This is a genomic window from Serratia sp. L9 (assembly GCF_050632285.1).
GTDB lineage: Bacteria > Pseudomonadota > Gammaproteobacteria > Enterobacterales > Enterobacteriaceae > Chania.
Genome location: NZ_CP192591.1, coordinates 592,585 through 607,553, shown reverse-complemented (window position 1 = coordinate 607,553; position 14,969 = coordinate 592,585). Strand labels below are relative to the sequence as shown.

Annotated in this window: 8 protein-coding genes and 3 pseudogenes; 5 read left to right on the top strand and 6 right to left on the bottom strand. The window is 51.1% G+C overall.

Annotated elements, in window-relative coordinates:
• Positions 1 to 12: 12 nt before the first annotated feature.
• A complete protein-coding gene (gene ytfE / locus ACQ86O_RS02880; RefSeq protein ID WP_431224057.1) occupies positions 13 to 678 on the bottom strand; it encodes an iron-sulfur cluster repair protein YtfE in 666 nt (221 codons plus the stop codon).
• Positions 679 to 950: 272 nt separating this feature from the next.
• On the opposite strand from ytfE, the gene ACQ86O_RS02875 reads away from it, so the two are divergent.
• Complete coding sequence (locus ACQ86O_RS02875) at positions 951 to 1,430, top strand: Hcp family type VI secretion system effector (RefSeq protein ID WP_431224056.1); 480 nt, start codon at positions 951 to 953, stop codon at positions 1,428 to 1,430.
• Between the two features lie 264 nt (positions 1,431 to 1,694).
• Here the strand turns inward: ACQ86O_RS02875 and ACQ86O_RS02870 are convergent, their stop codons facing one another.
• Together ACQ86O_RS02870 and ACQ86O_RS02865 are read right to left on the bottom strand one after the other, a co-directional pair.
• Entirely contained in the window at positions 1,695 to 2,441 is a 747-nt protein-coding gene (locus tag ACQ86O_RS02870; protein ID WP_431225846.1) for a hypothetical protein, read from the bottom strand.
• Between the two features lie 219 nt (positions 2,442 to 2,660).
• Positions 2,661 to 4,604: a bifunctional 2',3'-cyclic-nucleotide 2'-phosphodiesterase/3'-nucleotidase gene (locus ACQ86O_RS02865; RefSeq protein ID WP_431224055.1), complete on the bottom strand. Its 1,944-nt coding sequence runs from the start codon at positions 4,602 to 4,604 to the stop codon at positions 2,661 to 2,663.
• 341 nt (positions 4,605 to 4,945) lie between these two features.
• Between ACQ86O_RS02865 and cysQ the strand changes: the two are divergent.
• Positions 4,946 to 5,685 (top strand): annotated as a pseudogene (cysQ, locus tag ACQ86O_RS02860) (3'(2'),5'-bisphosphate nucleotidase CysQ).
• A gap of 39 nt (positions 5,686 to 5,724) precedes the next feature.
• Here the strand turns inward: cysQ and ACQ86O_RS02855 are convergent.
• Complete coding sequence (locus ACQ86O_RS02855) at positions 5,725 to 6,279, bottom strand: YtfJ family protein (protein WP_431224054.1); 555 nt, start codon at positions 6,277 to 6,279, stop codon at positions 5,725 to 5,727.
• A gap of 330 nt (positions 6,280 to 6,609) precedes the next feature.
• Between ACQ86O_RS02855 and ACQ86O_RS02850 the strand changes: the two genes are divergently transcribed.
• On the top strand, positions 6,610 to 6,816 hold the full coding sequence (locus ACQ86O_RS02850; RefSeq protein WP_431224053.1) for a DUF1107 domain-containing protein: 207 nt from the start codon (positions 6,610 to 6,612) through the stop codon (positions 6,814 to 6,816).
• Between the two features lie 149 nt (positions 6,817 to 6,965).
• Here the strand turns inward: ACQ86O_RS02850 and ACQ86O_RS02845 are convergent.
• Positions 6,966 to 8,296, bottom strand: a pseudogene (locus ACQ86O_RS02845) (hemolysin family protein).
• 190 nt (positions 8,297 to 8,486) lie between these two features.
• Complete coding sequence (gene msrA, locus ACQ86O_RS02840; RefSeq protein WP_431225633.1) at positions 8,487 to 9,125, bottom strand: peptide-methionine (S)-S-oxide reductase MsrA; 639 nt, start codon at positions 9,123 to 9,125, stop codon at positions 8,487 to 8,489.
• 288 nt (positions 9,126 to 9,413) lie between these two features.
• On the opposite strand from msrA, the gene tamA reads away from it, so the two are divergent.
• Together tamA and tamB are read left to right on the top strand one after the other, a co-directional pair.
• The gene (gene tamA, locus ACQ86O_RS02835) at positions 9,414 to 11,150 is read left to right on the top strand and encodes an autotransporter assembly complex protein TamA (protein ID WP_431224052.1); all 1,737 of its coding nucleotides are present in this window, start codon (positions 9,414 to 9,416) and stop codon (positions 11,148 to 11,150) included.
• Positions 11,147 to 14,968, top strand: a pseudogene (tamB, locus tag ACQ86O_RS02830) (autotransporter assembly complex protein TamB). The gene tamA and the pseudogene tamB overlap by 4 nt, the downstream one beginning before the upstream one ends.
• Position 14,969: the final 1 nt, after the last annotated feature.

Here is a 14,969-nt window from a genome sequence, read left to right as displayed (position 1 = left end):
GGCGCCCTGGTTTTATCTGCCGCTCAGTGCGCGTGGGAACAACAGATTGTTCTCCAGATGGATATGCTCCATCAGATCGCTGATAAACGTATTGATGCCGTTATACAGGGCCAGCCAGGTATTGCAGGCGCCCTCCGGCGGGGTGACGTTGTTGGTGAGGAATTTCACCACTTCCAACTGCTCGCCAGCCTCATCATGTTCATGCTCCATCACCGAAATCGGCCCGGCCGCCTGTTGCCCCATACCTTGCTTAATCAGCGGGAACAGGATCTGTTCTTCCTTCATCATGTGATTTTCCAGATCGAGACGGATCAGGTTTAGCTGTTTTGCCAATCCGCGCGGGCAGGCAGGTTTATCACCATGAACTCGCTCAACCTTTTCCGCCATTAACACCAGCTCAGGCAGTTGTTCACGGTGGCGCTGGTGGAAGCGGGGCAGGATATAATCGATGATCTCAGCCAGCGGAGCCAGACGCCAATCGCGGGTATCCACGGAGTCTGCCGCCAGTGCAGCCAGCTCACTTTCCAACTTATCCAGATCCAGTTCTTTGCGGCTGGCAGCACGCTCCAGGGTTTGTTTACCCCCGCAGCAGAAGTCCAGATCATAATCGCGAAACAGCTTGCTGGCTCGTGGGATTGAGATGGCGAGTGCGCCTAGGGATTGATTGCGGTAATCCATGATGATGCCTCTTTAAAGGAAGAAAACTTTAACATGCATTTTAAATGCAATTTAAAGAGTGCGCTACTGTTAAAAGTGTCTAAGCCTAGCCTGGGCCGAACAATCACGATGACGACGTTCAGTTTGCTAAAATATAGAGATTTATTCGTAAAATCGACAATGTTGCAGGGTAATAACCTACAGCCTTGATAAGGTATTTTACTTTTCCTCTGAAGAAAATGGATATACCATGAAAACCTCTCATTCTTTCACGAAAGCGATAAGGATATTCTATGAGCTTTAATACTTATTTAAGTTTAGCAGGAAGCACACAAGGCTTGATTTCTGCCGGGTGTAGTTCTTTTGATTCAATTGGGAATCGCCATCAGAGTGGCCATGAAGACGAGATCCAAGTGTTATCATTAAACGGCGCCATCACAAGAGAGCAACACTGTACTCATCACCCTATAGAATTTATCAAACCTATTGATAAATCATCCCCCTTGTTGCTTATGGCGGTCTCAAATAATGAGATGTTGACTCCTATTTTCTCAATATACCGATTGAATCAATTTGGTGCATTGGAAGTGTTTTATGAAATGAAGCTAAGTAAGGCTACGATAATAGATATAAGCCCAAGCTTCCCACACATTATTAATAATCAGGGATCAATGCCATTTGAGAAGATCTCACTTAGATATGAATCGATCTCATGTCAGCATAAAATAGCTGGGACCTCTGGTTATAGCATATGGGACGATAGAGTTTATTAATGTAGTCTATTATATCGCCCGTACATTCAAGATGGAATGTACGGGGGTGAATAGAGTAGAAATCAGCGTTTAAATTTATTTTTTAAGTAATCCTGCAAAAGATAGGATAAGTAAAATGACAAAAAGAAGCCACCATACACAATGTACATCATAAAGGACTCAGGTACTTGCCAAGATAGGTATATGAAGAATGCGAAAAATAAAAGCGCTAAGGCAATAAATGACCACCCTGCCAGTATACTAATTAAGAGCTTCATAGAGTCCTCATTGTTGTAAAATATTATTCAACGATTGTATTACTTCATCGGCTGACTTCTCTTTGGCAGCACTGATGAGCGTATCCACTTTCTTCTCGATTAAGAAGTAAAGCATCTCTATTTTCATCTGATATAGTTGATTGTAAATAGCAGTATTCTCACGCCTCAATTTTCGCGCAGATCTTGACGCTTTTTCTACGATGGCATAAATTTGAAAGGCTGTAAGGGTGATAGTTGTTATTGTTCCGGCTTGCTTTAGCACATCAGGGTCTGAGGATAAAGCATATGAGACAATACGTATTATCGCTTCCGTTAACGTTATTTTCGTTGCCATTTTTGTTGCTGTGTTAGCGACAAGTGAAGATCCCTTTGGAGTAATTAAGCTAGGTAGTTTTTCAATAACTCTATCTTGTAATTCCGGCGGCATTGACATGAAAATTGTATGTATGGTTACTTTTATCATCTCTGAGATCGTGAGTGAATCTCTTGATAGCATCATAATCGCCATAACCATTCTTTTATTTTCTACAAGAATGAGTTCCCGGTTGGCTGATAAATGATTTTTAATGACCCGGTTGTACTGGGGAAACATCGTTAGTTCAGGAACAAGCTCAGGTGCAACGGTCATAAACGTTCTCTCAGCACCTAACCCCATAGTTTCAACTGTATCAATAATCACGGTCGATGACTTTTTGATAAACGCATCAAAATATCTTTCTAATACGGCATCTGCGGATTGTTTACTATAAATCATGTTAACAAATTCCTTTTTTAATCCCTATGTAACCAAGCAGGTTAACCATTGGGTAATCCTCATCATCCTGCCAAAAAGTTCATTCCTATGTTTCCGGCTATATAGACATACTATCAAGCAAAATCCCATGTAGCCAGATTGTTGTTAAGTTTTCTACTCCTCAAGCCTGTATTGAGGCATATTACGGATAAGGCGCGCCGTAACGCGCCCGGAAATTAATTACTTGCTCTGCAAATCAATCTGATATAACTCAAAGCCAATGCTGTCGTTACCCTTGGCGTTCATCGGGTACTGAGCGTTATCTTTAATAAATGCGGCTGCTTTCTCGCTAGGGGAAGTTTCAAAACGGATATCCAGCGGCTTAGCGCTGCTGATATTGGCCAGACGCCAGTTGTTATCTGCCTGGGGTTTTACCGCGCCATGTTTTTGCGTTTCCGCGCTGATATAGGCCGCTAATACCGAGCGGTTCTCATCGGGTGAAGCAAAGGCGATATGTTTATCGCCCGTACCGGCAAACTTGCCGCCGTAAGCGCGATAGTTATTGGTCGCAACCAGGAAAGTAGCATCCGGATCGATCGGTTTACCATTGAAAGTGAGTTGCTTGATGCGTTCAGCTTTTTCATTAATCAGTGCGCATTCCCCGTCATAACGCGCGGGTTGGCTGACATCAATCTGATAATTGACACCATCAATCACGTCGAAGTTATAGGTGCGGAAACCGTCCCAGTTGATCAGTTCCTGCGGCTTGCTGCTGTTAATGTCGATTTGATTGAACTGCCCGGCGGAGCATTCCAGCCACTCTTTGACTTCCTTGCCGCTGGCTTTGACCACCACCAGAGTATTGGGATAGAGATAAAGATCGGCGGCATTACGGAAGGTGAGTTGGCCTTTTTCCACTTCGACATAACTGGCGGGATCGTTCTTGCGGCCACCCACCTTGAACGGTGCGGCAGCGGTCAGCACGGGTAGATCTGCCAGGTCCGGGTCGCCCTGAATATAGTGTTCCACGTAGGCTTTTTGCGCATTATTGACAATCTGTACGGTAGGATCGTCCTGTACCAGGGCCAGATAGCTGTACATATTGCCGTCGGACTTGCCGATCGGTTTACTGACAAAATCACGCGTCCCCTTGTGCGCTTCTGCCAGCACTTTCACCAGTGCGGGGTCTTCTACTGCCAGCGATCTCTTGTTTTCTTTGTCATAAATAGGCCGGGCCTGCGCTTTTGCGGCGGTAACCTCCCAGCTACCCGCATCGTTATTCATTTGCAGATCCACGATGCCGAGATGATCGCCCCACTGGCCCGGCATCACTGCGGGGATGCCGTTCAGCAAGCCCTGGTCGATGTCTACGCCCTTGATATTGGCGAAATCCTTGCTTGGGAATACCGCATGGGCATGTCCAAACATGATGGCATCGATACCCGGAACCTGGCTGAGGTAGTAAACAGAGTTCTCTGCCATTACCTTGTAGGGATCACTGGAAAGGCCGGAGTGAGGGATCGCAATGACCAGGTCTGCCCCCTGTTTACGCATTTCCGGTACGTAATGCCTGGCGGTTTCGGTGATGTCGTTGACCGTCACTTTCCCCTGCAGATTGGCTTTGTCCCAGACCAGGATCTGAGGCGGTACGAAACCGATGTAGCCGATACGCAAAGTATGTGCCTTGCCGTCACGATCTTTTACCGGGGTATCGACAATAATATAAGGGGTGAACAGAGGTTGCTGCGTAGTGGCGTCGATGACGTTGGCGTTAACGTAGGGGAATTTGGCTCCGGCCAGAGCATTCTTCAGGTAGTCGAGACCATAGTTGAACTCGTGGTTGCCAATATTGCCTACGGCGTAATCCAGCGTGTTCATTGCCCTATAGACCGGGTGAATATTGCCAGGTTTTAATCCCTTGGCAGCCATATAATCGCCCAAGGGGCTGCCTTGAATAAGGTCACCGTTATCTACCAGCACGCTGTTGGTTACCTGCTGCCGAGCATCGTGGATCAGGCTGGCGGTGCGCGCCAGGCCGAATTTGTCGGTCGGTTTATCCTTGTAATAGTCAAAGTCCATCATATTACTGTGCAGGTCACTGGTTTCCATCACGCGAAGATCGACTGTGGCAGCCTGGGCTGAGGCGCACACTAACAGAGTGAGGGCGGATAATCGTAGGGTCATTGGTTATCTCCATTGCGTTATTGTTCGAGAGGTATCCCAAAAGAGTATGTAATTACCATTGGCTATCTCAATAAACTGTGAAGTTTGGCAGAAAGCAGCCGAATGTAACGCACAGATGTGCAAAGTTGTGACGACGAAGACTTGTGGAAATACCGCAGCTTAGCGAGTTGAGATGGATATTCTGCAGAAAAAAACTAGGCTGCAAGTTAGGCTATGCCCAACCATTACACCCTCCACCCTGATTATTAGCGGTTGTGGCCGCGACGGTACCTGGGTTAAAAGTAGGGCAAAGCCTGGAGCAGGGGGCAATTTCCCACGGAACAGAATGTCTGAGGTGCACTATGTTGGAGCAGATTTGCCAACTGTCCCGCGAAGCGGGAGCAGCGATCATGGCGGTATATAATGGTGAACAACCGCTTGATGTGGCGCATAAAAAAGACGATTCACCGGTGACTGCCGCCGATCTGGCCGCGCACCATATTATCAAACGTGGCCTGGCGGCGCTGACGCCGGAAATTCCTTTGCTGTCGGAAGAGGATCCTCCCGCCTGGGAGATCCGTCGCAACTGGACTCGTTACTGGCTGGTAGACCCACTCGACGGCACCAAAGAGTTTTTACACCGTAACGGAGAGTTCACGGTCAATATCGCATTGATTGAAGACGGTGAAGCGGTGATGGGCGTGGTGTTTGCACCTGTGCTGGATGTGTTGTATCTGGCTGAGCGTGGCAAGGCCTGGAAGGAAGAAGGGGGCGGCGCCTAGCGATTAGTGTCAGTAATGCCGAGCTGCCACTGGTGGTGGTCAGCCGTTCTCATAGCGACGATGAATTGCGGGATTACCTGCAGCAACTAGGCGAACACCAAACCATTTCGGTCGGTTCATCACTGAAGTTTTGCCTGGTGGCGGAAGGGAGAGCGCAGCTTTACCCGCGTTTTGGGCCAACCAATATCTGGGATACGGCTGCGGGGCATGCGGTGGCGGTAGCTGCCGGGGCGCAGATCCATGATTGGCAAGGTAAGCCGCTGCTTTACACGCCGCGTGAGTCCTTCCTTAATCCTGGCTTTAGGGTTTCTTTGTTCTAAGCGATGCCCGCCAACAAAAGCGCGGGCATCGTTTCAAGATTATTTCAGTAATTGGTGCAGCAGATCCATCACCTGCTGTACCTCTTGCGGTGTCAGTGCGCCATCTTTGGCAAACTGGATCTTGCCATCTTTATCCAACACCACAATCGCCGAACTTTTTGGCTGCAGATCCCAGGCTTTTTTGACGATGCCATTGCTATCGACAATAAACTGCGACCAGGGGAACTCTTTTTTGCTGTCTTCTATACTGTTACGTACGAAAACTGCGGTACCGATGATGGCATCGTCGGTATTGACGATTGTCGTCGTTTGGTAACGATCGTGCGGTAGTTTAGCTGCCTTGATCGCTTCGATTAGCGGCTCGTTCAGCTCTTTGGCAGAGGTTCGGCCAGCAATATGTTGCATCACTCGCACTTTTCCACCGAGCTGAGCGCTATTCCAGGCTTTGTAGCTAAACTTATCATTAGCGTAATCCAGTTCTCCTTTATCGCTGACGCCAATCGGGGCCACGCGCTGTTGGAGTTGGAAATTGTGAGCAGAGGCCAAAATAGGGGCCAACAGCAGCGATATAATTAGCATGCTAGTTTTTTTCATGCATTCTCCTGCAAAAGGGGATCAGTATTGATATGACTCTGGTGCCTAAAGCATAGGTGGTCATCGGAGGTCTGTCCTGTTAGCCGGATCGCAGTTTGCCTATCTGGCTCTAAACACGCTGTTTTTGAATGGATATACTGAAAAAGTTATAAATTATTATATACAATTCTGTCAAAAAGTGTAAATCCAGCGGGGAAACCCAGGCAGAGTTGAACGAAATAGTCTTTACTAGGTCTACTAGAAAGCAATCAAGTTGCGCTCCGAATGTCGAGGTAGCCACTTTTGGCCGCTCGCTGAGCGCATGGATCCAACGGGAGGAGAGTAAAAACGATGAGAATCTTCCAGCGTTATAATCCACTTAAAGTGGCCAAGTATGTAAAAACCCTGTTTCGTGGAAGGCTATACATCAAGGATATGGGGGCGTTTGAGTTCGACAAAGGCAAGATCCTGTTGCCGAAAGTGCGTGACAAGCGCCACTTCAACGTGATGTCCGAGGTCAACCGGCAGGTGTTGTTACTACAGGCAGAGATGGGTTAATGCGCGATACCCGAGGCTTTTCAGACCGCCGCTATAGATACTGCGAATCGAAATCCAGAGGGTAGACTGGAGTACCTGCAAAGCACAAATAACTGCGGCCCCACTATGGGGCCGCTGATGTTTCTGGCTCGGGGCAACGGTTATCCCAACTAGGCCTGAGTGGTTTCTTCCGGCGTTTTTGGCAGCACAATGGTTGGTTTGTCGATCAGTCTGGTGACCAGCAACTGGTCAATTTTGTAGCTGTCGATGTCGACGACCTCAAACTTGTACCCGGCATACTTCACGAAGTCGGTACGCTTCGGGATCTTGCGCAGCATATACATCATAAAACCGCCGATGGTTTCGTAGTTGCCTGCCTGTGGGAATTCATCGATATGCAGCACACGCATCACGTCTTCGATGGGGGTACCGCCCTCAATCAGCCACGAGTTTTCATCACGGGCCACAATTTGTTCTTCCTGCCCCTGGCCAACCAGATCGCCCATCAGAGTGGTCATTACGTCATTCAGGGTGATGATGCCAACCACTAGCGCATATTCGTTGAGGATCACCGCAAAGTCTTCACCCGCAGTTTTAAAGCTTTCCAGCGCTTCTGACAGCGTCAGCGTATCTGGCACGATCAACGCCGAGCGGATTTGCACGCCGCTGCTTAACACCAGACTCTGGTTGCCCAATACGCGGTTCAACAGGTCTTTGGAATCGACATAACCGACAACCTGATCGATATGGCCATCGCACACCAGGAATTTGGAGTGCGGATGGGTAGAGATCTTCTCTTTGATACTCTCTTCGCTTTCGCGCAAATCGAAGTAGATCACGCTTTCACGGGAGGTCATTGAAGAGGGTACGGTGCGTGATTCAAGTTCAAAGACGTTTTCAATCAACTCATGTTCCTGCTTGCGCAGTACACCGGCCAGTGCCCCGGCCTCCACCACGGCATAGATGTCATCGGAGGTGATATCGTCTTTACGCACCATTGGCAGTTTGAACATGCGGAAAATCAGATTGGCCATGCCATTGAAGAACCAGACCAACGGGCGGCAGATCATGATTGAGAAACGCATCGGGTTGATGATCCGGACGGCGACCGTCTCTGGTGCAATCATACCGATGCGCTTCGGTGTTAAATCTGCGAACAGGATGAACAAACTGGTGACCAGCACAAACGAACACATGAAGCTGATTTGCTCTGAGAGTTCGGGTGACAGGAAGCGATCGAACAACACTTTAAAGGTGGGGAGAACGCTGCATCGCCGACAATACCGCCAAGGATGGCCACGGCATTGAGGCCAATTTGCACAACGGTAAAGAAGATACCTGGTGTTTCTTGCAGTTTAAGGACTCTGGCGGCATTGACGTTACCTTCGTCGGCCATCAGCTTGAGTTTGATCTTGCGTGACGCAGCCAGAGAGATTTCTGAAAGCGAGAAAAACGCACTCACTGCAATCAGAAAAAGAATCAGTAAAATACTGTTTAACATAGTCTATCCATTCGTGCCGACGGGATGGCGGCGCTCTTTCGGAGGGGTAATACCGTATAAAAAGTTAATTGTTGGGGCGTTGAACACTACGCCCACCAGGGCTTTAACAAAAAGCGGGGGCCATGAAATATGGCCCCAGACAGTATAGCAGTTGCCCTGTGAGGGCCGCCAGTGGTTAAAAATTAGTAAGTTAACCTTGCGGTGGCAGGCAAACCCCAATGCCACCCAGGCCGCAATAGCCTGCCGGGTTTTTGTGCAAGTATTGCTGATGGTCGTCTTCTGCATAGTAGAAAGGCAGCGCCGGTGCGATTTCGGTGGTAATGGTGCGTTTATCGCCTGCTTCATCCATCGCCCTCTGGAAACGCTGCAGGCTTTGTTCAGCTTCTGCCTGTTGTTTGGCGTCGGCATAATAAAGGGCGGAGCGGTATTGGGTACCGATATCACCACCTTGGCGCATACCTTGGGCAGGATCGTGGTTTTCCCAAAATACCTGTAGCAGATTCCGGTAGCTGATGACTTTGGGATCGAACACCACCAGCACCACTTCAGCGTGCCCTGTCTGGCCGCTGCAAACTTCGCGGTAAGTAGGATTTGGCGTGTAACCACCGCTGTAGCCAGCCGCCGTGCTGTATACCCCTTGTTGCTGCCAGAACAAGCGCTCAACTCCCCAGAAACAACCCATCGCGAAGATGGCTGTTTCCATTCCCTCAGGCACGAAGGTCATCGAATGGCCAGTTACCAGGTTAGTGGTTGCCACCAGCATTGGCGTGGTACGGCCTGGGAGCGCACTTGCCTTATCGACGTTTTGAGACTTATCAAAAGATTGCACCACGGTTGACTCCTGTTGCCATAATAAGAATTGACCTAATAGAGGCGTGTGTCAGTTGTATCTGTCCACTTCTTTGCCCACAATAAGCCCTATCTTGTGTTTGTGTATAAGCTTAACGCAGTATTTTGAGCGTAAAAAGCCAAGAATGCGTCTTGTTTTCGGTAACAGAAAAACCGGATAGGCAGCATCTGGAGATCCGCTGTAAAGGGCGTTGTCCTGATAGCGCGGAGCCGCCCTGCACCAGAGCAAAGGTACTGACAGGAAAATAAGATAAATTAAGGAGAACGTGTGCCACGATACCGTGCCCTTTGCGTTTTATGTGCGCTATTCGTAACACAGTCAGTGTTTGCGGCGAATGTGCGGCTTCAGGTTGAAGGCCTGAGCGGCGAATTGGAGCAAAATGTCCGAGTGCGCCTTTCGGCGATCACGCCGGAAGAGGTCAATGCCGAGGGGCGTTTTCGCGCGCGGGTGGATGCGGCTATCCGTCAGGGGCTGCGGCCACTGGGTTATTATCAGCCGATTATTGATTTTACTTTTGACGACAGCCCGGAGCTTTCGCGGCCAATATTGCGTGCCAAGGTCAATCCTGGTGAGCCGATACGTATCGCCGGGGCTAATATCCAGTTGGAAGGTGGCGCCAGAACCGATGAAGACTACCTGAATCTGGTCAGAACGAGCCGGCCAACCATTGGCGAAATCCTCAATCACGGTAAATACGACAGCTTAAAAAGTTCGATGACCGGCCTGGCGCTGCGTAAAGGTTATTTTGACGCCAACATGATCAAGAGCCAGCTCGGCGTTGCTGAAGAACTGCATCAGGCGTTTTGGGACATTGATTTCGACAGTGGCGAGCGCTATCACTTCGGCAAAGTGAAGTTCCAAGGTTCCCAAATACGCGAAGATTATCTGCAAAATCTGGTGCCCTTTCATCAGGGGGATTATTACAGCTCAAACGATCTTGCCGAACTGAACCGGCGTTTATCCGCCACAAACTGGTTCAACTCGGTGGTGGTGTCCCCTGATTTCACCGACGCCAAAGAGAACAAGATTTTGCCGCTAGATGCGGTGGTGACCCCGCGCAGCAGTAATATTTTAGAGCTGGGTGGCGGTTTCTCTACCGATATCGGTCCACGCGTGCGGGGAACCTGGAGAAAACCCTGGCTGAACGATCGAGGCCATAGTCTGATCACCTCCGCCAATATTTCTGCTCCGGAACAGCAGTTGGATCTGACGTATAGAATACCTTTGTTGCGCAGCCCGCTGGAGCAATATTATCTGCTGCAGGGCGGTTTCAAGCGCACGGATCTGAATGACACCCAATCTGACAGTACCAAAGTGGTGGTTTCACGTAACTGGGATCTCTCCAGTGGTTGGCAGCGTGCGCTGAATCTCAGCTGGCGTTTGGACCACTTTACGCAAGGTACCGTGACTAACACCACCATGCTGCTTTACCCTGGCGTTACCATAAACCGCACGCGTTCACGCGGTGGCCTGATGCCGGTCTGGGGGGATAGCCAGCGTTATTCCATTGACGTGTCTGATACCACCTGGGGCTCCGGGGTCGATTTTGCGCTGATGCAGGCGCAAAACGTCTGGATCCGCACCCTGGCGGAAAAACACCGTTTCGTGGCCCGTGGGCAGATAGGCTGGATAGAAACCAACGACTTTGACAAGGTGCCGCCCGATTTGCGCTTCTTCGCCGGTGGCGATCGCAGTATCCGTGGTTACAAATTCCAGGGCATTTCCCCGCGTGATGACGATGGCAAGCTGACCGGTGCATCCAAAATGGTGACGGGCTCACTGGAGTATCAATATAACGTCACGGGCCGCTGGTGGGGGGCGATGTTTGTTGACTCAGGGCAGGCAGTCAACAATTTCCAAGACAGCAATTTCAAAACCGGTGCAGGGGTAGGGGTACGCTGGCAGTCGCCGGTTGGGCCGGTGAAGCTGGATATTGCTGCACCCATTGGGGATAAAGAAACCCACGGTATGCAGTTCTATATCGGTTTGGGGCCAGAACTATGAAACTGTTGAAAAAGATTTGTCTGGGATTTTTGATCCTGCTGTTGCTGCTGGTGGGGACGCTGGCGTTTCTGCTGGGGACGACCACCGGCCTGCATATGGTCATCAACGGTGCGGCTCGCTGGGTACCTGGCTTGGAGATTGCGGCAGTCAGCGGTGGTTGGCGTGATTTGACCTTAAAGGGCGTGAAGTATCAGATGCCGGGCGTGTCGGTTAACGCCGGACAGCTCCATCTCTCGCTCGATCTCTCCTGCTTGAAACGCAGCTCGCTGTGCGTCAATGCGTTGACCACACAGGATGTTGATGTTGTAGTAAAAACTGCCGAAATGGCCCCTTCTGCGCCGGTAGACGAGCAAAGCCAACCGCTTACTGAAATCAGCACTCCTTATCCGATTACCCTGCGTAAACTGGCGTTGAATAACGTTAAAGTCAGCGTGGACGATACCGCGATTTCACTTGGTGAGTTCAGCACCGGTGCGCAGTGGCAAGAACGATCCCTGACCCTGATGCCAACCACGATCCGTGCCTTGCTGATCGCGCTGCCAAAAACACCAGTGAATCCTTTGCCGCAAGTTCTGCAACCTGCTGCGGAGGTGGTGGCCGAGAAGGTGGCGGAGAAAGTCACGGTTGCGCCAGCGTTAGTACCACCGCCAGTGGAAGAGAAACCACTGGGTGAAACCTTGAAAGCGTTGTTTGCCAAACCATTGTTGCCGGATCTGCCTGAAATTCGTCTGCCACTTGATATTACCGTTCAGGAAATCAGCGGTGAGCAGTTGCATTTGACCGGTGATACCGAAGTGGCGATCACCCGGCTATTGCTGCAGGCCAGTACCAAAGACCAGCACATCCAACTGGATCGTTTTGACGTGAGATCGCCACAGGGCATGCTTTCTGCAAAAGGCCAGGCCACACTGACCGGCAATTGGCCGGTAGAAATGACGGCCAACAGTACGCTGAATATCGATCCACTGAAAGGCGAGAAGATAAAGCTGAATGTGGCTGGCGGGCTGCGTGAAGAGCTGAAAGTGGCACTTAACCTCTCCGGGCCGGTCGGTGCGCAGTTGGATGTGCAAACCCGCTTGGCGGAGGCCGGCTTGCCGTTGGCAGTGACGCTGCAAAGTAAGCAGCTTAAATGGCCGCTGACTGGTGAGGCGCAGTATCAGGTTAATGATTTCCGCCTGCGCTTTAGCGGCAAGGCTGCGGATTATGCGTTATCTACCCGAGCCAATTTCAAAGGGCAGGATCTCCCCCGGCAGTGCTGACGCTGGACGGTAAAGGTAATCTTGAACAGTTTAGGCTTGAACGTTTACGGCTGGCGGCCTTGGAAGGCAATACCGATCTTACGGCATTGGTGGACTGGAGCAAGGCGATAAGCTGGACGTCGCAACTGACGCTGACTGGCATTAATACCGCCAGGCAATGGCCAGAATGGCCAGCAAGGCTGGAGGGTAAGATGACGACCCGGGGCAGCTTGCACGGCGGCAGTTGGCAATTGCAGGTCCCGGTGCTGCAACTTGACGGTAACGTGAAGCAAAACAAAGTTTCAGCGCGGGGATCGCTGCGTGGCAATGCGGCCGGGCAGTGGACGATCCCTGGGATCGATCTGGCGCTGGGGCGCAATACGCTCAACGTGAAAGGTCAGTTGAATGAGAAAAGCTGGGTGCTGGATGCTAATGTCGATGCACCGCAACTCGATGGCGCCTTACCGGGGCTTGCTGGGAATGTCAGAGGGCTGTTGAAGCTGCGTGGTAATCTCCAGGCGCCACAGTTGTTGGCAGATCTGACCGCGACAGGTTTGCAATGGCAGGCGCTGCACATCAATCGGGTGAAAATCGATGGAGATGTCCGATCCAGCGATCAGATCCAGGGGCAATTGGCCGTACGGGTTGAACAACTGAAACAGGATGCTCTGCAGATCAATCTGATGACGCTGGATGCCAGAGGCAGCGAACGCCAGCATCGGCTTCATCTGAATATTGACGGCAAGCCGGTTGCCGGACAGTTGGCCCTGGAGGGCAGCTTTGATCGCCAGCAGCAGCGTTGGCGCGGCAATCTGAATAATACCCGGTTTGATACACCGGTAGGCGAATGGCGCCTTACCCGCTCCATCGCGCTGGATTACCTGAATACCCAGCAGAAAATCAGCGTGGGGCCGCATTGTTGGGTGAACCCGAATGCCGAACTTTGTGTGCCGAGAACCATCGAAGCCGGTGCCAGTGGCCAGGCTAGCGTGGTGCTTAACCGCTTTGATTTAGCCATGATAAAACCCTTCCTGGGGCCAGATACCGCTATGAGCGGCGTCTTTAGTGGCCGGGCTGATGTCAGTTGGCAACCGGGGGGCGTTGCCGCAAGCGAGAGTTTCACTGGTGGGTAATGGCGTTAAAGTGGTGCAGCAGGTTCAGGGCAACGCCTTACCGATTGCCTTTGATACTTTGAATTTGAACGCGGGTCTGAATAATGGCCGTGCGCAGGCGGACTGGCTGATTAAGTTGGCCAATAATGGGCAGCTTAACGGCAACATTCAGATTACCGATCCGCAGGTGCGCCGCGCTATCAGCGGTAATGTGAATATCACCAATATTTCCCTGGCATTGCTCAACCCGATATTGACGCAGGGCGAGAAAGCCACGGGGATGCTGAATGCCAATCTGCAACTGGGGGGCAACGCGCAGAATCCGTTAGTATTTGGCCGCCTGGCGCTGGATAAGGTAGCCATCGTTGGCCACTGGATGCCGTTCGATATGACCGAAGGCCGCCTGACGCTGAACTTCAACGGTATGACCTCGACCTTGGAGGGGTTGCTCGCCACCACTCATGGGCAACTTAATCTGTCAGGTGATGCCGACTGGCGTGATATCAACGCCTGGCGGGCGCGTATTGCCGCCAAAGGCGATCGGCTGCGGGTAACGCTCCCTCCGATGGTGCGCATCGATGTTTCCCCGGACGTCGTGTTTGAAGCCACGCCGCAGCTATTCTCGTTAAACGGTTCGGTAAATATACCTTGGGCACGTATTACGGTGCAGGAACTGCCTGAGAGCGCGGTAGGGATTTCTCCAGATGAAGTGATGCTGGATAACCAACTGAAACCGATCCAGCCGGCGACGGCGGGCATCCCAATCAACAGTAACTTGATGATCCGTGTCGGCAACGACGTGCGCCTGGACGCTTTCGGCCTGAAAGCCAGATTGCAGGGTGATCTGCGGGTTGCACAGGACAGGAATGGCCTGGGGTTGAATGGCCAGATTAATATCCCTTCGGGCCGCTTCCATGCCTACGGGCAGGATCTGATCGTGCGTAAGGGCCAACTGCTGTTTTCTGGCCCACCGGATCAACCCCTGCTGAATATTGAGGCGATCCGCAACCCGGATGCAACGGAAGATGGTGTCACTGCCGGGGTTCGTGTGACCGGTATGGCCGATGCGCCAAGGCTGGAAGTGTTCTCCGACCCGGCAATGTCGCAACAGGAAGCGCTGTCTTATTTGTTGCGGGGCCAGGGATTGGGCAGTACCGGCGCAGATGGTAACGCCATGACCTCAATGTTAATTGGTATGGGGGTTGCACAAAGTGGTCAACTTGTGGGTAAAATCGGCGAGGCGTTTGGCGTAAGTAATCTGGCCCTTGATACCGAGGGAGTTGGAGACAGCTCCCAGGTTGTGGTGAGCGGTTATGTCCTCCCTGGCTTACAAGTAAAATATGGGGTGGGGATATTCGATTCATTGGCCACGCTGACGTTGCGATACCGCCTGATGCCTAGGTTGTATCTGGAAGCGGTGTCTGGCCTTGACCAGGCACTGGATGTGCTTTATCAGTTTGAGTTTTGAG